A 19,505-nucleotide genomic window follows, 5' to 3' on the forward strand; every position below is an offset into this window, starting at 1 on the left:
GATTTCAAGTATAAAGGATAACGCCAACAAAGTAAACATACATATATAATTTGTATGATTTCCAAAGGCGCGGCAGTAAGCTGTTACTTGATCTTCACCCGGAACGGCTGACGGATTTTGTTATAGTGATAGTCGTAGATCCGGAACACGAACGGCTCGGGCAAATATTCGCCCATTAATTCCGAACCTGTCATCACGCAGTTCAGCTTTTGGACCGTCTCCTCGGAAGAGCTGTACCCTCCGCAACCGAGCCCATACCCGTCTGAAGGGTCGAACCAGCTTTGCTCCATGGTATTCAGCGAATGTATGTCAATCATGTAGGGAGAGATCTTGTTATCAGCGTCCTTCTCAAGCTCGAACGAAAACTCCCATCGATTCGGATATTTGTTCACATCGACAAGTTTGATCCGCTCGTCCGGCACCTTAAGCAGTTTTTTCTCGCGGGTATCCACGATAATCTCGCGTTTGCTCTTGTCCAGCGCACGGATGGTACTGCCTACAAGGTCGAGCGATTGCGGATTGGCGAGCAAGCTCCCTTCAAAGTAGATCGTATGCAATGTTTTAGGCCGGGTAACCGGATAGACGAAATATTGCCGTTCGAAGCCACGGAGCGGCTTCAGCTCCAGGCCGTCTTGATCGACGAGTCTCAAATCCTCGATGGAGAACAACTGCTTGCTGTTGTTCGGATCGACCGAGAGATCGAGACGAATGGCGGTAGGAAGCAAGGTCGCCCGCTTAAACGTTACGTTTTGTCCGTCCAAAGAAACCGTCTCGTTCAGCTCGAATACTTGTTTGGCGACAATTTGATCTTTGCGGATCGATAAGCTAAGGTTCCATTCCTTATCCAGCTGCACGGTTTTCTGGTACCCGGGCTTCATCGGCACATGCATCGTTACACGTAAACGAAGCTTGTCCGGAATCGGCGCGTCTTCCTTCCAGCGAATCTCCATCGCGCCGTTCTCCCAGGGTCCGCCGCTGCTCATCATAGGCTGGCCTACGGTGTACTCCTCTCCGGTAGCCGTATCCTCCGACGTGGCCTGGATGCGGACGCTGTCGTAGCCATTCTTATCTTTGATCGAATAGTACATAACCATACGCAATTCGTCGACGATTAAATCTTCGATCCGTAATTCGATCCCGTCGTGCTCGACCGACTTGCCGATACGCTGCATATATCCCTGCTCGGCGGCGATATGGAGGCCGTCCTTCGAATCCAGCAACTGCGTCGTCAGTTTCCCGACGAACGATGCGAAAGCGGGGGAGAAGCCAAGCGCGGCGGACAGCGCGAGAACGAGCACAGCTGCGGCTGCGCCGGTCGCCCGTTTTTTTCGTTTTTTGCGGAGTAGCTCCCGTTTCGCCCGGCGGATTCCTTCGCGGATGTAAGCGTCCGTATCGGGAGGGGGAGAGGCCTGCAAATAAGCGTCCTTCAAAGACTCGATGGCCGGGGCCGGTGAAAGCTCCGGATGCGCGGCCGCTTCCGCTTCTGTTTCCCCGGGGGAGTCCGCTTTAGGGGGAGCGACGCCGGCCCTTTTCCGCCGATAACTGCCAAGACCGATGATGTACTCCCAAAAACGCCGTTTCGACTTGTCCCTCAATCCGGTTCCCCGTCCTTCCGCATATAATCTTTTAACTTGCGAAGCGCTTTGTACAGCCACGTTTTGATCGTGCCGTCCGGATATTGCATCGCTGCGGCGATCTCGCGTATCGTCAGATCCTCGAAATATTTCAGGATCACGATCTGCTTCTGCCGCGGTTCCAACACGTCCAGAGCCGATTCCAGGCTGTCACGGACCGCCCGGATCTCGGTCCCGTCGGCGCGTTCGTCCGGTACGCCGCCGAAGCGGTATTCCGCTTGACGGCTTCGCCGCCGCCGCTCGTCGTTGCAATAGTTGATCAGGATGCGGACAAGCCATGTGCCCGCATAATCCGGTTTGCGAAGCGAATGAAGCTTCATATAAGCGCGGTATGTGACTTCCTGAATCGCTTCCAGAGCGTCCGCTTCACTTCGAAAATACGCGAACGCAATTCGGTACAGCTTGTCATGATGCAGGACCATTAGACGATAAAACGCCTCGTCGTCGCCCCTGCGGGCCGCCTGAACCAGCTCGGCCGGATTCGTTTGCTCATTCACTCGGACGTGTTCCCCTTTCTGTTTTGTTTATTAGACTGGGGAATACAGGAAAAAGTTTTAAGAGATAACACAAAGGGCCGTCCGTTTTCACGGACGACCCTGTTTTTCCCGTTGACCGGGACTTATGGTTTACGCATTGAAGGAGATATTATGGGTCGGGACCCTACACAGCTAATGCAAATTACCGGCGACCCGCAAGAGTTTGCTCCGCGATTTGCACGAGCTGCTTCGTGATTTGTCCTCCGACCGAACCGTTTTGGCGGGACGATGTTTCCGCACCCAAAGTTACGCCCAGCGTGCTTGCCGCTTCATACTTCATTTGGTCAATTGCGCTAGCGCTTTGAGGTACAACATAAGTATTGTTGTTTGGCATGTGTGTTCACCTCCTCTGTAGTTGGTTTTCATATTATTATAGGAATCGGCGGATGCCATACATCATAGAGAAGTAGTAAATTTATCCAGATACATCGCGCCGTGTGAAGAAGTACCAGGCCGCAGCATGGAACACTGCGAAGTAGGCGGCCAGCATCACGATCGAGAAGCCCAGCGTCATCCCGGGAAGCGGAGCGCCGCCCTTCAGATAGGGAGTGAGATTGGTATTGGCGAACAATATATATTTGGCCCAGGCTTTCTCGCCGAACAAGAAAGTAACGGTCGTACCCGTAAACAGCAGCACGCAGGACAGAAGCACCGACATGGAGCTGCTGCGCGCAACGGCGGAGATCATAAAGGCGAACGTGACGATCATAAGGAGATTAACCGATTTGAGCCCATACGTTTGCAGTGTAAGAACGATCATCGATTTTTCTTGGACCGCGCCATCTATGAGGGTCAGATGCGGCAGGGCGACATGCCCGAAGCCATGATCGATCAGCCCTTGCACGAAACCCGCGGCAGCGAGTATCCCGATCAGCATCAAGGCGAATCCGACGACCGACACGTATTTGGCCATCAACAGCTTCGTTCTTCCGACGGGCCGGGTCAGCAGCATCTTGATCGTTCCCCAGGAAAACTCGCTTGCGATGCTGTCAGCCGCTACGATGACGGAGAGCAGCGTAATGATGCTGGTCAGCATCGACAGCGATTGCACCGTTCCCCAGACGGATTGTTCTTCCGGTGGCATGTCATGGTCAAGCCGGTATTGGTTCAGCGCAGCGGCGTCCAGCTTGTGCTGCCGTTCGCTATCTGTCAGCTGTCCCTCAACGAGCGTCTTCTCGATTTTGCTATTTTCCTCGCGCAGCTCGGTCCGCCAGTCGTGCTCCGAAGGAGGGAACAATGGACTGACATAGGTCGGGGCGAAAGCGAGCACCAGCAGCACCCCGATCAGCACCCAGTTTCGCCGTCTGGCGAAAATTTTCATAAACTCCGCCTGCAAGATCCGGAGAAAGGTAATCATGTTACGGCCTCCTCGTCATTTCCATAAATTTGTCTTCCAGCGACTTCGATTGGATCGATATGCCGGATACGCGTACTCCGCCGGCGACCAGCTTGGCGTTAATGTCGGCGATGCAGCCGGCGCTTGTCGTCACGAGAATGCCGAGCGGATCGCTGTCTACCGCCAGCCCGTCGAACGCAAGGGCGATCACCTTTCTGGCGGCCTCCTGGCTGTCGACCTGAAAGAGGATCGGGACGGCATGCTCGGGCGTATTCTCCTCCGTCACCTGCTGGATACCGATAAGCACTCCTTGTTGAATGACGCCTACCCGGTCGCACATCAGCTCCATCTCCGACAGCAGATGACTGGAGATGATGACGGCGATCCCTTCCTCGCGGGCGAGCGTCTTCAACTGGTCGCGGAGCTCGCGGATGCCGGCGGGATCGAGTCCGTTCGTCGGTTCGTCGAGAATGAGCACCTTCGGCTTGTGCATAAGCGCTTGCGCTACGCCGAGCCGCTGGCGCATACCAAGCGAGTACGTTTTGACCTTATCGTGAATCCGGTTGTCGAGTCCGACCATCGAGACGACGTCCAGGATGCGGTTGCGGTCTATGCCATTGCCGGGAACGAGCTTGGCGAAGTGGAGCAGGTTTTTGTAGCCGGACATAAACTTGTACATCTCCGGATTTTCGACGATCGCTCCGATGCTGCGGAGCGCCTTGTCCGGAGCGCGCCGCACGTCGTGTCTGTCCACCTTCATCGAGCCGTCCGAGATCGACATCAGTCCGACGAGCATCCGGATCAGGGTCGTTTTGCCGGCGCCGTTCGGGCCGAGCAGGCCGAATATTTCACCGGGGTAGACGTCGAAGGAAACGTTGCGGACGATCGCTTTTTTGCCGATATGCTTGTATACGTTGCGAATCTCGATAACAGGCGATTGCCCGGCTGAACCGGAATGATCCTGTATTTGTTGCAAGGCGGTCATAGCAGCTCTCTCCAGTCTGGTATAAGGGATGACACCAGCTTACCGCGTCACTCTTTCACCCGCCTTAACCGAATGTGAAGAGAAACTTAAGCTCGCCTTAATCGTAAAAAAACCGCCGGGGCTTACGCCAAGCCCGGCGGAATAAAATTAGTCGGTATTCGGTTGAACCGGCTCGGCGGACAGCAGGATCGTAAATACGGTCCAGCCGGGCGTGTGCCGGGAAAGCGCCAACGTCCCTCGATGCTTCTCGACGATTTTTTTGGCGATGGCAAGTCCCAGTCCGGCGCCGCCTAGGCTGTTGCGCGCTTCGTCGCCGCGCACGAACGGCTCGAACAGCGTCGGTTGAAGCCGCTGCGGGATGCCGACGCCGTTATCCGCCACCTCGATGGCGATGAGCGAACCTTGCCTGCGGAGGGCCAGCCGCAGCTCCGTCCCCGGCGGATTGTATTTCATCGCATTGGTGATCAGGTTGGAGAGAACGCGGGCCATCTGACGGGGGTCGATGCCGGCCATCCATAGGCCGTGCGGAATGTCCGCTTCCAGCTTGAACAGCTTCTCCTCCAGCTCTTCGTAAAACTCGGCGGCGATCTCGCGGAGAAATTCGGCCAGATCGGTCCGGACGAGAGTCAGCTTGAAGCCGGGCGTATCCATCGTCAGCAGCTCGAAGATCGCATCGATCAAGTTCGTCAGCCGCACCGATTTGTCGTGGATCAGCTTCAAGTATCGCTCCTTGCGTTCTTCGTCTGGCACCATCCCTTCCTGGAGCGCACGGGCGTAACCCTGGATGCTCGTAAGCGGAGTTTTCAGGTCGTGGGACAAATCGAGCAGCATATGATTTTTGCTTTGCTCCAGTACCGCCTTTTCCTTCTCGGCGTCCGACAGCTTTCCGGCCAAATAATGATAAGCGTCGCGGAGCTGTGCGATTTCCGAGTGCGCTTTGGCCGCAATCTGAATCCGCGTGTCGTATTGCCCTTCGGTCAGCTGCTGCAGTCCTTTGGCTACCGCGTGCAGCGGACGGCTGATTTTCCGGGACGTACGCCTTGCGTACAGCAAAACGAGGCCGATTTGCAGCAACAGAAAAATCGCCAGAAACAAAAGCAGGTGGCGGCCGATTAACCAGTCGGTCTGCTCGGCGTTTTTGCGCAGCTCCACCGTGCCGCTTACTTCGGCCATCGGAATTTTCAGCAGCACCAGATACGGCTTGCCGTCTTCGCCGGCGACCGGCATGGCGGTCGTATAATAGGGCAGCTCGCGCTTATTCCCGAGCAGCAGGTACAGCTCCGCATCCGTATAAACCGGGCTCCGGCCGTTGTCCGGGCCGATCGTATGCACCACACGGCCGGCTTCGTCCAATACTTCGACGGAAGCTCCGGCGGATTCCAGTTCGCCCAGAGCGATCGAGCGGTAATCGGGCTTCGCAATATCCTGAGCCGTCTGAAGCGGTACGGCGCCTTTCTCCAGCTTCATGCCGAGCGAGACGATCGTGACGCATAGCACGATAACGAAGAGCAGGGCGGTTAGCAGCACGAACTGCAAATAATTACGCATCATCGCCGAGTAGATCCGGTTACGTTTCATGACGGGCGATCCTTTTCTCGAATTTATAGCCGATGCCTCGCACGGTGATGATATAAGCCGGATTTCGCGGATCGTCCTCCAGCTTCTCGCGGATTTTGCTGATATGGACCATAATCGTATTGTCATCGCCGAAATAAAAATCGTCCCAGATCGATTCGAACAGCTGCTTTTTCGTAAATACTTTACCGGGATGACGCATCATCAGCTCGACCATTTTGTACTCAAGGGAAGTCAGGGGCAGGAGGGTGCCATGTTTGCTGACCGTACAGCTGGACGGATCAAGCTGCAAATCTCCGGCGGTCAGGACAGCAGGCTCGCTTTGCTCCGGAGCTTGTCCGAGCTTGTAATACCGGCGCAGCTGCGCCTGGATGCGGGCCGTTACTTCCAGCGGATTAAACGGCTTGGCGATATAATCGTCCGCCCCGAGGCCGAGGCCGAGTATTTTATCGTTATCGTGGCTTTTCGCCGACAGCAGGATGACCGGGATGTTATGAGTTTTGCGTATTTCTTTCAGCGTCCGCAAGCCGTCCATATTTGGCATCATAATATCAAGCAGCAGCAAGGCAACCTCATGTTCTCCGAGCATCCGGACCGCTTCGGCTCCATCCGAGGCTTCCAATACCCGCAGTCCGTCGGCTTCCAGATATAAAGACAACAGCTCGCGGATTTCCGCTTCGTCGTCGGCGATCAGTATCGTACGGGACATGAATCGGCTCCCCTTTGCGCTAGCGGTTAAGATGATGTTCATTATATAACATCGGCCGTCAATTGAATAATGGAGAGGGGATATCCGCAAAAAAAGCAGCGTTTTGAGGTAAAATGATTTTTTCGATCAAATAAATGATTGTTGTAATCATTCATTTGATTTATAATTTCATTAGGATGAAAAGGGAGGTAACCGAACATGAGTTTAACTTACAGTGAAATTAAGCAGCAGTACGCTGCGCTCCAACAAACGTATGATTATATGATGTCGAAGCGCTCGGAGATCGTCGCCTTCGTACGCGGGCTGCAAACGAATTCGGTCACGTTTGTAGGCTGCGGCTCGAGCTATTGCCTGAGCGAGTCCGCCGCGTTTTCCGTACGTCTTCGCGCCGGCTTTCCGGCGAGCGCATTGGCGGGCGGCGATCTGATGCTGAATCCGCAGCGCTACCGCTCGTTGATGGAAGAGACGCTGATCATCGCGCCATCCCGTTCGGGGAGCACGAGCGAAGTGGTCGAGGCCGTCAAGCTGATCCGCGAGTTTAAGCATGTTCCGGTGCTGGCGCTGTCTTGCGTAGCCGGCTCGCCGCTGTCCCAAAAGGCGGATTTTACGCTTGAGCTGCCATGGGCGTTCGACAACAGCGTGTGCCAGACGAGAACGGTGTCCAATCTGTACACCGCCAACCTGATGATTGCCGCTTTCCTGGGCGAGGACGAGAAGCTGCTGAACGATTTGGCGGCTGTAATCGGGCAAGGCGAAGCCTACATGGAACGCGTCGAGAACGCGATCCGCCAGGCGGCCGACTTCGAATGGTCCAATGCGGTGCTGCTGGCCGACGGGGAACTTCAGGGGATCGCTGCGGAAGGCGCGATTGCGCTGACCGAGATCGCCAAAGTTCAAGCGCATTCGTTCCACCTGCTCGACGTAAGGCATGGCCCGATGGTGACCGTAGGAGCGGACACGCTCGTTATCGCCTTGCTGACGGCTGACGGAACCGCTCATCAGAACAAGCTGATGCAGGATATTAAAGGCCGCGGCGCGACGGTGATCGCTTATGCCGATCGTGACGGCGTTATCGATCCGGCTGCGACGGATCTGGCTGTCGTTTCCGGCGCCGAGCTGGATATCGCGGTTCAAGGCATTCCATTTATCTTCATCCCGCAAATTGTAGCTTTGGTCAAAGCGGAGCGGCTCGGCATCAACCCGGACAGCCCGGATGGTCTTACCGCATGGGTTAAGCTGTAAGGAACCTGAATCCAAATAAGCAATTGCTCGCTGAACCGTCCGGATGGTTATCCGGACGGTTTTTCGCACAGGTAAAAATTACACGATTATGAGCAGTACGGTAAAGCAAAGAATACAGTCAAACCCTTGTAAACTACGATTTGGGAAACCACTCAGGAGGAACTTAGGGAAGATGCGAAAGCTGGTTAACCTCGTATGTATCGCCGCCGTTCTCGCTTATGGTTTAGCCGCGGATGTCGCGTCCGCTAGTGCTTCCGGCAGTCAGCCGTACCATTTCGGATTTAAGAAAAGCCGTAACGGAGCGCCAGCTTCCATCGATGAGGAAGGCTTCAAACCGGTGCTCGAAACGTACGATGCCATATTCCGGCGAGACGGCACCGGCAAGACGTTGTATTTAACGTTCGACAACGGGTACGAGAACGGCCATACGCCGAAAATACTCGATGTGCTCAAGGAAAAACGGGTGCCGGCGCTGTTTTTCGTAACCGGACAGTTCATCCGGGAACAGCCGCATTTGCTGAAACGAATGAGCGAAGAGGGGCATCGGATCGGCAACCATTCGTGGAGCCATCCCGATCTGACCCAAATATCGGACGAGCGGCTCGCCTCCGAGCTGAAGCAGGTGAAGGACAGCGTCGCCGAGCTGACCGGGCAGCAAGAGATGCCGTTCCTGCGGCCGCCGCGCGGCATATTCAGCGAGCGTACGCTGTCGGTCAGCCGGAAGCTAGGTTATATTAACGTGTTCTGGTCGATCGCTTATGTGGACTGGGATACGAACAAGCAGCAGGGCTGGCGGCACGCCTTCGATAAGGTGACAGGGCAGTTGCATCCGGGAGCCGTTATCCTGCTCCATTCCGTATCGAGCGATAACGCCGAGGCGATGGGGAGCATTATCGATTACGCACGTGAGCAGGGGTACGAGTTCAAGCATTTGGAAGTGATTCCGGGCGGAGTATAAAAGCGTGGCGGGAACCAGTCGGATTATGCGGACTGGTTCTTTTTGGCGCGAATCTTCTTGATCAAATCTTCGAACCGACGAAATAGCCGATCGAAATGAACAAGGTGCACCAGATCAACGCGCCTGCGCCTGCGAATATGAAATAGGTGCCTGGCTTCATGGCGCTTACCCCAGACAAATAACAAGTCAGATGCCGGATACCGGGGATAAAATAGCCGAAGCCGACCGTCCACGGCCCGTACCGGTTAAACCACGTCTCGGCCTTCTCCAGCCTCGGCGGCGTCAGCCGCAGCCACTTGCCGTACCTCCACAGCAGCGGCTTGCCGAACTTCCTTCCCAGCGTATAGCTGATCACCATCCCGCTCATCGCCCCGAGGAAGCTGACGGCGACAGACCCCGGCATACTCATAAACCCGATCGAGGCCAAATAGCCGACAAAGGTCATCAGCAGCTCGTCCGGAATCGGCAAGCCGACAATGCCAAGGGCGAGACACAGAAATAAAGCGATATATCCGTATTGCATAATCATATCTTGAACGAAGGTCATGAACAGCCACGCTCCGATTGGTTATAGACGATCAGACTTCCCTCGGTTCCGGTTCAGGAACTGCCTGGGCAGCCGGTTTTCCCATACGTGTAACTTCTAGTATATCGAGCAAAAAGACGAAGGTCGGAATGCCCACCATCAGCCCCCAGATGCCGAAGAAATGCTCCGAGAACAGCAGCACGACAAACGTGTAAAAGACGGGCAGGTGGGTTTTGGACGCCATTAGTCTCGGGTTGAGCACATAAGCCTCAATCGCATGAATGATCGTGATCGTCACGATCAGATAGATGACGTAGATAAAGCCGCCGATGCTGAAGGCGATCGCGCCGAGCGGGACGAGCGAGATAAAAACGCCCGCGACCGGTATCAGTCCCAGCACGAAGATGAGCAGGGCGAGTCCGATCAAGTTCGGGAAGCCCATAATCCATAAAGCGATAGTCGTCAACATACAGTTGATCAGCGCGATTAACAATTGAGTCTCGATCACTTTCCCGAACGTCTGCACGAATTTGCGGCCGAAAAACTCAATTTCCTTAACGAACCAGCCCAGCTTGCTCGTCCGGAATTGCGCGGTGAAGCGGATGACGTTTCCTTTGCCGAGCAGCAGAAACAAGCTTAAAATTAACGCTAGAAACAAATGAAATCCCCAATTGCCGATTTTCATCATAAAATCGAGCCCGGGCTTCAGCATGCTGGGGATGTCGAGTCCTCCGAGCAGCGAGAGCAAATAAGCGACCATCTCATTCTGCGGATTGTCGTACACTTGCTTGACCAGCTCGAACAATTGGGTCGCCTGATGGACAAGCGCGGGAAACAGCCTTACCATAACAGTAACGAGCAGTGTCACGAGCAGACTGTACAGCAGGGCGAGCACAACGGTGGCGTTGATCGGGACGACTTTGTCGATCCACCGTTTCACGTACAGGTGAAGCCGGTTCATCAGATAAGTCATCAGAAACGTAAGCAGGATCAGATTCAGCATGCTGTGGAGCCAGAACAGCAGCAGGCAGAACAGCGCCAGAACTCCGAAGCGGCGCGTATCTTTATGATTCAATATAGCCCAAATGTTCATCAGAGGCATCCTCTCAAGCGGGAATAGTCTATGGCCGTGGAAGCCATTATAGCGGACTGGTGTGTATTTTATGTGTAGGAAGTCCTAGTTTTTCTTGCTTTTCCTCCATCCATCGACACACTAAGTACACACCGATTCGGTACAGTATAGAGAGACAACTAATGCAAGAGGAGCGAGCGCAAGCATGGGGAGAAAAGTATTGCTGGTCGAGGATGAAAGTCTGATCCGCGAAATCGTCGGCGACTACTTCGAGCGGGAGCAGTGGACGGTCTATGAAGCCGAGAACGGCGTACAAGCGCTCGAAATGCTGGAGAAGCTCAGCGTCGACCTTGTCATTCTCGACCTGTTAATGCCGGAGATGGACGGCTGGACGGTGTGCAGGCAGCTGCGCGCCCGCTCGGCCGTGCCGATTATTATCGTAACCGCCAAATCCGAGGAAGACGATAAAATGCTCGGCTTCGAGCTTGGAGCCGACGACTACGTAACGAAGCCGTTCAGCCCGAAGGTGCTGGTCGCCCGCGCCAAAAGCCTGATGAAGCGGATCGAAGGGACCGTGGGCAAGGAAGATCATCTGATCAGCTTCGGCCGGATCATCATTAACAGACGCGCCCGCCGGGTCGACATGAACGGGCAGGAGATCGAGCTGTCCCCCAAGGAATACGATCTGCTGCTGTACCTGATCAAAAACGAAGGCATCGTGCTGGCCCGGGAGACGATCCTGGACCATGTATGGGGCTTCGATTACTTCGGTGATATGAGAGTCGTCGATACGCATATCAAAAAACTGCGCGGCAAGCTCGGCAGCGAAGCCCGCCATATCCGGACCGTGATCCGCTCCGGCTACAAGTTCGAGGAGGACCGATGAACAGGCGCGGGGTGGCGTTTAAGCTTTTTGCGATTACCGCACTGTTTTTTTTCCTTTTTTACGCGGTCGTGCTGATCGGACAGCTGTTCTTCTTCGACAAGTTTTACCAGTATCAGAAAACGGCCGCCCTGGAAAAAAAGCTGCAGGCGTTCGGGCAAAAATACGCGCAGGGCCGCTGGGACGACGACCGGATCTCCCGCGAGATGGCGTTGTTCATCAGCCAGAACAAAGCCCAGCTCGCGATATTAAACCCGGAGGGCAAAATCAAATACGATAATTCGTTTCGCGTCGTCATTCAGGACGACAGCGGGCGGACGGTGCGGATCTCGCTGTCTTTTCTGATCAATTCGGGACTGAAGGAGCTGCTGCAGGCGAACCTGAGCATCGGGGACCGGATCGAGGTGCTGGGCGTCTACGATAATCCGGACACGAAAGATTTCTTCTTCCCCGGGGTGATCCAAAAAGCGGGGGCGAAGGAAATCGGCAGCATTACAAGCAGCGGGATCGCGGAACCGATGGAACGGCTGGGCGGCGTAATTACCGATGCGCTGCTGCCGCACCCCAACCAGTGGAATTTGCGCCAGGGGCTGCTGTTCCTTGCGCTGGACGAATGGTTCCCTCTCTCTCCCGCGAAGGAAGCGGAGCTGCAGAGCGGAAAGCGGATTACCGAGGAATGGACGGAGACGATCAGCGGGACGCGCGGACTCGTCTCGATTCAGCCGGTCGTGGCCGGGGGGAAGGTCAGCGAGCTGGTCTTCGTCGTGGCGTCGCTGCAGCAGATTAGCGAAGCTTACGATGCGCTGAGACTGTTCTACCTCTATCTCGCGGTCGGCGGCATCGCCCTGATCGTCCTGCTCTCGCTGCTGTTCTCGAAGCTGGTCACGAAGCCGCTGCTGTCGCTGAACAAAATCGCGCTGCGCATGGCCAAGCTGGACTTCTCCGTGAAGTCGCAGGTGAAGGGCAGCGATGAGATCGGCAGCTTGTCGGACAGCTTGAACAGCTTGTCCGAGACGCTGGACAACACGCTCCGCGAGCTGTACGAAGCGAACGAGCGGCTGAAAACCGATATGGAACACAAGCTGCGGATGGAGCAGATGCAGAAGGAGTTTATTTCCAACGCGTCCCATGAGCTGAAGACGCCGCTCAGCATCGTAAGAGGGTTTGTGGAAGGCGTCAAGGACGACGTAAGCGAAGGCAAGCGGGAGCGGTATCTTGAAGTCATTCTGGACGAGACGGAGAAGATGGAAAATCTGGTGAAGGATATGCTGGAGCTCACCAAGCTGGAGTCGCAAAAAACGAAGCCGAAAAAGCTCCGCTATTCGCTCAGCGAACAGATGGAAGACATCGCCGACAAGCTGTCCCACCATCTGAGCGAGAAAGAGCTCCAGGTCGTAACCGTAACGTCGGATGAGCAGCCGGTCCACGCCGACCCGGTCAAGATCGAGCAGGTGCTGTTTAACCTGCTTATGAACGCGATCCGCCATGCGTCCGCAGGTACCGAAATTACGGTAAGGATCGAGAAAGACGGGGAGCGAATCCGCCTGTCTATCGAAAACGAAGGGGAGAAGCTGCCTGAGGATCAGCTGGACCGCGTCTGGGAACGGTTCTACCGGGTGGAGCGTTCGCGGAACCGGAAAACCGGAGGAACGGGACTCGGGCTGGCCATCGTTAAGTATATCCTCGATATGCACGACAGCCGGTACGGGGTGATGAACACGGAGCGGGGCGTCTGCTTTTATTTTGATTTGGAGTTGTAAGCGGCTCGGGTCAGCAAGTGTCGTTATTTTCATCCTGCTACCGTGCCGCCCTGCGGCATGGACATCGTATAGGTTGAGAAACCGTGCGCGTGCGCATACGTTTTGGCGTAGACGAACACAACTGCACATAAGCAAAATGTTTTCAGGCCGCATCTCGTGTCGGGTGGATCTCTTTAAACCTCGTCAACGAGCAGCCGAAGCGAAGGTACCCATTCCCTTCCACGCACCAACGTATGGGTTTGCACGTCAAAGGACCGTCCGGATGTTTTCCGGACGGTTTTCTTATTGCTGACGACGTCCGCGGCCTTAAAAACGATCCGGCTTCTCCGGTACCGGTACTGATTCCGCGTGACGGCGATACAATGATACAAAGGACATTCCGGTGTTCGGTCTCGGAAGGAATCGGGAGGAAGGGGCAACCTGCGATGAATCGTCTGTTCAGCGGCCGGATCGCTTTGTTTTGGCAATTGTTCGCTAGCTATTTCGTATTGTTTCTCGTCCCCGTCTTCGTTGCGAGCACGGTTACATATGTCTTCGTCGTCCGTCTGATCGAGAGCGATGCGGAAGCCCGGAGCGACATGCTGATGCGGCATTATTCCGATCAGACCGATTCGGCCTTTACGCTGCTGCAGACAAGCATGATCCATATGCTGAGCGCGGCCGATCTGAAAGGATTTCTGAAAGTAGCGGCCGATCCGCCGGACAACCAGCAGCGCAACGAATGGGTCCATTCGCTGATGGAGCAATTAAACAAGCTCCGCTCCGAAGATCTCGTGACGAACGCCTACTTATATTTCGCCGGCTACGACCTGGTCATCGATTCGAGGATGCATACTGATAAAACCTATTATTTTCAGTACCATTACAAAATAAGCCAAACGGACAAAGCGGCGCTGTTCCCCCATCTGACAGGGAAAAAAATGATGGTTTTCACGAAGCCGTACGCGGTGATGCAAAATCCGCTTAACGACGTCGACTCGTTTCCCGGCTCCGTTATCTCCGCCGTGATGAGTTACCCGTTCAATTCCGCCAATCCGGATCTGTACCTGGTCGTTGACGTGAACCGGGATAAGCTTCGCGAGAAGATCGGAATCGGGGAGCCGTGGGTGCTGGGAACCGCGATGGTCGACCGGAGCGGGGAAGCGATCGTCCAGGCCGGCTCGATGGAGCCCGGAGCCAGAGCGAACAAGCTGTCCTCGATTCCGTCGCGCTTTACGGATGCGTGGAGTTATGTCAGCGTCATCGATCTGCAGACACTGCTGGCGCCCGCCCGGCTGATCAGCAAGCTGTGCGTGGCGTTTTTCGGTTTTTTCCTGCTGCTTGGAAGCGCAGTCTCTTACTTGTTAAGCCGGAAGCTGTATGCTCCCATCCATGAGATCAAAACCGGACTTGTCTCGTTCCGCGATCCGCTCCATGGGTATGATTTCCGCCGGCGGGGCAACGATTTCGATGTCATCAAGCGCTACTCCGATCAGCTGATGACCGAGAACGACCAGTTGTCCCGTCTCGTAACGGGCATGGTTCCGATGGTTCAGGAGCATCTGCTGACGAGGCTGCTGCTCGGCGAATACCGGGACGGGCCGCTTGCAGCAAGCGGGACGGAGATGCAAAGGACGGTGCTGTGTATCGAGCTGCAGGCGTACTCCCGGAAGCCGGAACACGGGACGGAGGAGGAGCCGGAGCCGCCCGGCGCGTCATGGATCGGAGCGATTGCGGAGCGAATCCGCAAGTCATACCCGGGGCCGGTGTGGCTGTGCCAGACGAAGCCGGATATCCTGGCGTGCGTCGTCCACCATGAGGCGGCGGAGCGGGGCAGTCCGGACGAGGCGGCGCAGAGGCTAAAGGTGATCGTGCTGCCGTATGCGAAGGTACGCCGAATCACGATCGGCATCGGTAGTCCGGCCGATTCTTGGGAGCAGCTCCACCGGTCATACGGACATGCGCTGGCGATGCTGGAGTACAAAGGGCTCGGTCCGGAAGTGGAGCTGTGCGGAGAGGAGCGGATGGCGCAGTGCAGGACGGGCTGGGACAGTTTGTTGTCGGCTCAGGATGTGAACCGGTTCGTCAATATGTACAAAAGCCGGGATTACGGCGGATTACTGAAAAGCGTGTTCGACTTGCTGGATGCGGGGAAGCTTGCCCGGGCGGCCGAGGTCAAGATGTTTTGCTCGGACGTGCTGAGTACATGGATTCGTTCGGCGGAGACGGACCGCGGCGATTTTCATATCGCCTTTTACTCCGGCCTGTTCGACAAGCTGAACCGCTGCGTCACCTGGGAAGAAATCCGGCTCTGTCTCCGCGACATTCACGCCGAGCTGTTCCGTCCGGCCGAGCCCTATGCGCGGTGCCGTCAGTTTGCCGAAATCGCGGTGTACATCCGGGAGCACTACAACGAAGAGCTGTCGATCGAACGGTTCGCCCGGCAGCTTAACATGTCGGCCGGCCACTTCAGCCGCACGTTCAAGGAGGAGGTCGGGGACAAATACGTGGAGTACATCGCCAAAGTCCGGCTGGAGAAAGCCAAGCAATATTTGCTGGAGACGGATATGAACATCGACGAAATCGCCGAGAAGGTCGGCTATTGGGGAAGGAATTCGCTGATTCCGGTTTTTCGCAAATACGAAGGAACGACGCCTGCGAAGTACCGGGCGATCCATCAGAGATGAGACTTCCTTTTTGCGGACGTCTCTTTTTTTTCCGGCGGAGGCTGATGGCAAGCGGTTCCCTGCGCGATGCAAGAAAGGCGACAGCGGACAAATATACGCGCTTTACGGCCTGCCGGCTCCGGACCTATAGTGGGGGCAAGAAAAGGAACACGGCAGGCGAATAAATTGGAACCGTTTACAGAAAGGGCGTGACGCCTGGTGACCTCGATGTCCCGCTTCTGGTTCGTGCTGAAAAAACATAAAGCGTTATATTTGTTAATGCTGCCGGGCATTTTGTATTATTTGATCTTTAAATATTTGCCGATGTACGGGGTCGTCATCGCGTTCCAGAACTTCTCGATCGGCCGGGGGGTGCTCGGCAGCAAGTTCGTGGGGATGAAGCATTTCGTCGAGTTTTTCGTAAACACGCCGGATTCCTGGAAGCTGATCCGCAATACCGTCATGCTGAACGTGTACGATCTGTTGTTCCATTTCCCGGCTCCGGTGCTGCTGGCGCTGCTGTTCCATGAACTGCGCATCCGTTGGTTCAAACGATTCGTGCAGACGATCAGCTACATGCCTCATTTTTTGTCCACCGTCGTTATTGCAGGCATACTCGTGACGTTTCTGTCGCCGTCGACGGGCGTCGTCAATCATATTCTCGTGAAATGGTTCGGCATCGAGCCGATCCTGTTTCTCGGCCTGCCGGAATGGTTCCGGACGATTTATGTAGGCTCGGAGATTTGGCAGCGGGTGGGCTGGGGCACGATTCTGTATTTGGCGGCGATCGCCGGGATCGATCCGACCTTGTACGAAGCGGCCAAAATCGACGGAGCGAACCGGTTCCAGCAAATCCGGCATATTACGTTCGTCGGGATGGTTCCCGTCATGATCATCCTGTTCGTGCTTAACCTCGGCAACTTTATGGAGACGGGATTTCAGAAAATATTGCTGCTGTATAACTCGATGACCTACGAGACGGCGGACGTGATCAATACGTTCGTCTATCGCCGGGGCATCCTGGACGCCGATTTCAGCTTCGCTACGGCGGTCGGTCTGTTCCAGTCGGCGACGGGCTTCGTTCTCGTCGTGCTGGCGAACCGGATCGCGCGGAAATACTCGGAGACGAGTTTATGGTGAGGGGGATGCCGGGTTATGAAGATCAGGGAAAGCTGGATGTCCAGACTGTTCGATATCATGAATGTGACGGGCATGATCGTGCTTATTATCGTGATGGTGTATCCGATGGTGTACGTGTTCTCGGCTTCGATCAGCAACCATGCGATGGTCGCGAGCGGCCAGGTGCTGTTATGGCCGAAGGCGGTGACGCTGGCTGCTTACGAGCGGCTTGTATTTAACCCGGATTTGTGGATCAGCTACTGGAATACGATCCGGTACACGGTCGTCCATACAGCGCTTACGCTGGTCGCGACCTCGGCGATGGCGTACCCGCTCGGGAAAAAGTGGCTGCCCGGCCGCCGGGCGATTTTACTGATGGCGGCGTTTACGATGCTGTTCAGCGGCGGGCTCATTCCGACCTTCCTCGTCGTCCAGAAGCTGGGGCTGCTCAATTCGATCTGGGCGATCGTCCTGCCGACGCTGATCAGCACGTGGCATCTGTTCATTATGCGGACGTTTTTCGAAGCGCTGCCGGAGGAGCTGGAGGATGCGGGTACGATCGACGGCTGCGGCTCGTTCCAGGTGCTGCTGCGGATCGTGCTTCCGTTGTCGCTGCCGGTGATGGCTACGATCGGGCTGTTTACGGCGGTCGGACAATGGAATGCGTTTTTCGACGCGCTTATTTACTTGAACGACCGCAGCATGTACCCGCTCCAGATTATGCTTCGCAACATTTTGATCGCCGGGACGAATGTGCAGGGCGAAGGGGATCTGAGTCATCTGGAGACGCTCAAATACGCGATGATTATCATTGCCACGCTGCCGATTTTGTGCATCTATCCGTTTATTCAGAAATATTTCGTCCAGGGCACGATGATCGGCGGCATCAAAGGGTAGGTCCGGATTCCCCGAATCCGCATCTATAGATCCATTTCTACGATACAAAAGGGAGGCGGCCCCATTGAGGAGAAAAACGATCGCAGCGGCGATGGCGACAATGATGCTGGGCGGATTGGCGGCGGCGTGCAGCGGCAAGGACGAACCCGGACCGGACGGCAAAACGCCGGAAGCCGGTACGAAGAAACCGGTTACGTTTTCTTGGCTCGTGTACGACCGGACAGAAGGAAAAGTGCGGACGGACTGGGAAATTTTCAAAGAAATCGAGGCGAAAACCGGTGTGAAGGTCGATTTCCAGGTCGTCAGCCAGGAAGGGCTGACCGAGAAGCGGCAAATTATGATCGCGACGAACTCCGTGACCGATTTCATCCAGGTAACGACCCAGGAAGGGCGCGAGAACGGGCCGGAGAAAGTGTTCTTGAACCTGAAGGATTACTTGAACATCGCGCCGAATCTGAAAAAGTTTTACGATACGTACCCCGAGGCGAAGGCGCTCGCGACCGGCGCGGACGGCGGATTGTACACGGTGCCGGTGCTCGAAGGCGATGCGGCGGGCAAAGGGTTCAACTTCATCTGGTACGCCCGCAAAGATTTGATGACCAAAAACAATCTGAAGGAACCGACAACGCTGGAGGAATTTTATCAGTTTCTGAAGGCGCTGAAGGAGAAATACCCGGATACGTATCCGCTGGTCTCCAACTCGCCGATCGGCGACACCGGTCTGTACACCGTATTCGGCAGGGCGTTTACAGGCATTCAAGGCTTCTTCAACCTGAATCCGGCCAACGACCAATACGCGTTCGCTCCGTATCACAGCGGATTCAAGGATGCGATCGTGTACATGAACCGGCTGTACGCCGAGAAGCTGCTCGATCCCGAATATTCGCTGCTGACGCAAGCGCAATGGGAAGAGCGCATTCTGAAAGGGAAGTCGCTCGTTACCTATTTCTGGAAAGCGGATCTGGAACCGCTCACCGAGAAAGCGAAAAAAGCCGGCGCTCCCGCCGACTACGAGTTTGACGCGATCCCGCAGTTCGCCGCCTCCGGCATCAAAAACTACCAGTACTCGCGTTCGCTGGTCGGCGCCAGCGGCAGGGCGATCTCGGCCAAGGTGAAAGACAAGGAGAGAGCGGTCCAATTCCTCGATTACCTCGTCGGCGAAGAAGGCTCGAACTATCTGTCCCTCGGCATCGTGAACAAGACGTATACGATAGAGAACGGCAAGCCGCTATATATGAAGGAATTCGGAGCGAGCCCGTACGTGCCGCTGCGCCGCGATTACGGAGTCTGGTATGACAACATCACGCTCGATAACGCCAAGTCGCGCGACGCCTGGGAACGGGGGCTGAACGAGAAAAGCAAGGCGATCAACGCGAAGTACGAGAAATATATTATCCCGGCGCCTAAAGCGATCGTCAAAACCGAGGCCGAGCTGGAGCTGGAGAAATCGAAACTGAGCAACCTGAACAAATTTCTCGAACAGAAAATGACCGAGTTCGTAACCGGCAAAACGCCGATCAACGATACGACGTACAACCAATTCATCGAGCAGGCGAAAAAGCTCGGAGCGGACGAATTGCTGGCGATGTACAATACCGCCTACAAGCGGACCTACGGAACGAAATAGG

General features: G+C 55.4%; 17 protein-coding genes. 8 read left to right on the plus strand and 9 right to left on the minus strand.

Going from position 1 to position 19,505, the window contains the following annotated elements:
- Positions 1–83: 83 nt before the first annotated feature.
- The 7 genes from PV433_RS22260 to PV433_RS22290 all read right to left on the minus strand — a co-directional run bounded on the left by PV433_RS22260 (position 84) and on the right by PV433_RS22290 (position 6,775).
- A complete protein-coding gene (locus PV433_RS22260; protein ID WP_332074241.1) occupies positions 84–1,595 on the minus strand; it encodes a DUF4179 domain-containing protein in 1,512 nt (503 codons plus the stop codon).
- Positions 1,592–2,131: a sigma-70 family RNA polymerase sigma factor gene (locus tag PV433_RS22265; protein ID WP_332074242.1), complete on the minus strand. Its 540-nt coding sequence runs from the start codon at positions 2,129–2,131 to the stop codon at positions 1,592–1,594. The genes PV433_RS22260 and PV433_RS22265 overlap by 4 nt, the downstream gene beginning before the upstream one ends.
- Before the next feature lie 181 nt (positions 2,132–2,312).
- Positions 2,313–2,504, minus strand: coding sequence for an alpha/beta-type small acid-soluble spore protein (locus tag PV433_RS22270; protein ID WP_190929540.1), 192 nt, complete (start codon positions 2,502–2,504; stop codon positions 2,313–2,315).
- Positions 2,505–2,585: 81 nt separating this feature from the next.
- A complete protein-coding gene (locus PV433_RS22275) occupies positions 2,586–3,527 on the minus strand; it encodes an ABC transporter permease (RefSeq protein ID WP_332074243.1) in 942 nt (313 codons plus the stop codon).
- A 1-nt stretch (position 3,528) separates the two neighbouring features.
- Entirely contained in the window at positions 3,529–4,491 is a 963-nt protein-coding gene (locus PV433_RS22280; protein ID WP_332074244.1) for an ABC transporter ATP-binding protein, read from the minus strand.
- 147 nt (positions 4,492–4,638) lie between these two features.
- Complete coding sequence (locus PV433_RS22285; protein ID WP_332074245.1) at positions 4,639–6,069, minus strand: sensor histidine kinase; 1,431 nt, start codon at positions 6,067–6,069, stop codon at positions 4,639–4,641.
- Positions 6,059–6,775 (minus strand): response regulator transcription factor, encoded by a 717-nt coding sequence (locus tag PV433_RS22290; protein ID WP_332074246.1) that lies wholly within the window; start codon positions 6,773–6,775, stop codon positions 6,059–6,061. Before PV433_RS22290 ends, PV433_RS22285 begins: the two co-directional genes overlap by 11 nt.
- A 198-nt stretch (positions 6,776–6,973) precedes the next feature.
- Here PV433_RS22290 and PV433_RS22295 point away from each other — a divergent pair, with 198 nt between their 5' ends.
- Together PV433_RS22295 and pdaA are read left to right on the plus strand one after the other, a co-directional pair.
- Positions 6,974–8,017, plus strand: coding sequence for an SIS domain-containing protein (locus PV433_RS22295; protein ID WP_332074247.1), 1,044 nt, complete (start codon positions 6,974–6,976; stop codon positions 8,015–8,017).
- Between the two features lie 172 nt (positions 8,018–8,189).
- Positions 8,190–8,975, plus strand: a complete 786-nt coding sequence (pdaA, locus tag PV433_RS22300; RefSeq protein WP_332074248.1) for a delta-lactam-biosynthetic de-N-acetylase — start codon at positions 8,190–8,192, stop codon at positions 8,973–8,975.
- A 61-nt stretch (positions 8,976–9,036) separates the two neighbouring features.
- Here the strand turns inward: pdaA and PV433_RS22305 are convergent, their stop codons facing one another.
- Positions 9,037–9,522 carry a DedA family protein gene (locus tag PV433_RS22305; RefSeq protein ID WP_332074249.1) on the minus strand — a complete coding sequence of 162 codons (486 nt, stop codon included), beginning with the start codon at positions 9,520–9,522 and terminating at the stop codon, positions 9,037–9,039.
- A 31-nt stretch (positions 9,523–9,553) separates the two neighbouring features.
- Positions 9,554–10,594 (minus strand): AI-2E family transporter, encoded by a 1,041-nt coding sequence (locus PV433_RS22310; protein WP_332074250.1) that lies wholly within the window; start codon positions 10,592–10,594, stop codon positions 9,554–9,556.
- Positions 10,595–10,778: 184 nt separating this feature from the next.
- On the opposite strand from PV433_RS22310, the gene PV433_RS22315 reads away from it, so the two are divergent.
- The 6 genes from PV433_RS22315 (at position 10,779) to PV433_RS22340 (ending at position 19,504) form a co-directional block, all read left to right on the plus strand.
- The gene (locus tag PV433_RS22315) at positions 10,779–11,459 is read left to right on the plus strand and encodes a response regulator transcription factor (protein ID WP_332074251.1); all 681 of its coding nucleotides are present in this window, start codon (positions 10,779–10,781) and stop codon (positions 11,457–11,459) included.
- Positions 11,456–13,216 carry a sensor histidine kinase gene (locus tag PV433_RS22320; protein WP_332074252.1) on the plus strand — a complete coding sequence of 587 codons (1,761 nt, stop codon included), beginning with the start codon at positions 11,456–11,458 and terminating at the stop codon, positions 13,214–13,216. The genes PV433_RS22315 and PV433_RS22320 overlap by 4 nt, the downstream gene beginning before the upstream one ends.
- A gap of 425 nt (positions 13,217–13,641) precedes the next feature.
- Entirely contained in the window at positions 13,642–15,882 is a 2,241-nt protein-coding gene (locus tag PV433_RS22325; protein WP_332074253.1) for a helix-turn-helix domain-containing protein, read from the plus strand.
- Positions 15,883–16,089: 207 nt separating this feature from the next.
- Complete coding sequence (locus PV433_RS22330; RefSeq protein ID WP_379214229.1) at positions 16,090–17,001, plus strand: ABC transporter permease; 912 nt, start codon at positions 16,090–16,092, stop codon at positions 16,999–17,001.
- A 15-nt stretch (positions 17,002–17,016) separates the two neighbouring features.
- Positions 17,017–17,877: a carbohydrate ABC transporter permease gene (locus tag PV433_RS22335; protein WP_332074255.1), complete on the plus strand. Its 861-nt coding sequence runs from the start codon at positions 17,017–17,019 to the stop codon at positions 17,875–17,877.
- A gap of 91 nt (positions 17,878–17,968) precedes the next feature.
- Positions 17,969–19,504: an extracellular solute-binding protein gene (locus PV433_RS22340; protein WP_442951565.1), complete on the plus strand. Its 1,536-nt coding sequence runs from the start codon at positions 17,969–17,971 to the stop codon at positions 19,502–19,504.
- The last annotated feature ends 1 nt before the right edge of the window (position 19,505 follow it).

The sequence above is a fragment of the Paenibacillus sp. GYB004 genome (assembly GCF_036577605.1).
Lineage (GTDB): Bacteria > Bacillota > Bacilli > Paenibacillales > NBRC-103111 > Paenibacillus_AB > Paenibacillus_AB oceani.

Bases quoted from the DNA above. Each gene is read 5' to 3' on its own strand.
- PV433_RS22310 (WP_332074250.1), bottom strand. From the start codon at position 10,594: ATGAACATTTGGGCTATATTGAATCATAAAGATACGCGCCGCTTCGGA.
- pdaA (WP_332074248.1), top strand. From the start codon at position 8,190: ATGCGAAAGCTGGTTAACCTCGTATGTATCGCCGCCGTTCTCGCTTAT.
- PV433_RS22290 (WP_332074246.1), bottom strand. From the start codon at position 6,775: ATGTCCCGTACGATACTGATCGCCGACGACGAAGCGGAAATCCGCGAG.
- PV433_RS22280 (WP_332074244.1), bottom strand. From the start codon at position 4,491: ATGACCGCCTTGCAACAAATACAGGATCATTCCGGTTCAGCCGGGCAA.
- PV433_RS22275 (WP_332074243.1), bottom strand. From the start codon at position 3,527: ATGATTACCTTTCTCCGGATCTTGCAGGCGGAGTTTATGAAAATTTTC.
- PV433_RS22285 (WP_332074245.1), bottom strand. From the start codon at position 6,069: ATGAAACGTAACCGGATCTACTCGGCGATGATGCGTAATTATTTGCAG.
- PV433_RS22340 (WP_442951565.1), top strand. From the start codon at position 17,969: ATGGCGACAATGATGCTGGGCGGATTGGCGGCGGCGTGCAGCGGCAAG.
- PV433_RS22325 (WP_332074253.1), top strand. From the start codon at position 13,642: ATGAATCGTCTGTTCAGCGGCCGGATCGCTTTGTTTTGGCAATTGTTC.
- PV433_RS22295 (WP_332074247.1), top strand. From the start codon at position 6,974: ATGAGTTTAACTTACAGTGAAATTAAGCAGCAGTACGCTGCGCTCCAA.
- PV433_RS22330 (WP_379214229.1), top strand. From the start codon at position 16,090: ATGTCCCGCTTCTGGTTCGTGCTGAAAAAACATAAAGCGTTATATTTG.
- PV433_RS22270 (WP_190929540.1), bottom strand. From the start codon at position 2,504: ATGCCAAACAACAATACTTATGTTGTACCTCAAAGCGCTAGCGCAATT.
- PV433_RS22315 (WP_332074251.1), top strand. From the start codon at position 10,779: ATGGGGAGAAAAGTATTGCTGGTCGAGGATGAAAGTCTGATCCGCGAA.
- PV433_RS22320 (WP_332074252.1), top strand. From the start codon at position 11,456: ATGAACAGGCGCGGGGTGGCGTTTAAGCTTTTTGCGATTACCGCACTG.
- PV433_RS22305 (WP_332074249.1), bottom strand. From the start codon at position 9,522: ATGACCTTCGTTCAAGATATGATTATGCAATACGGATATATCGCTTTA.
- PV433_RS22335 (WP_332074255.1), top strand. From the start codon at position 17,017: ATGAAGATCAGGGAAAGCTGGATGTCCAGACTGTTCGATATCATGAAT.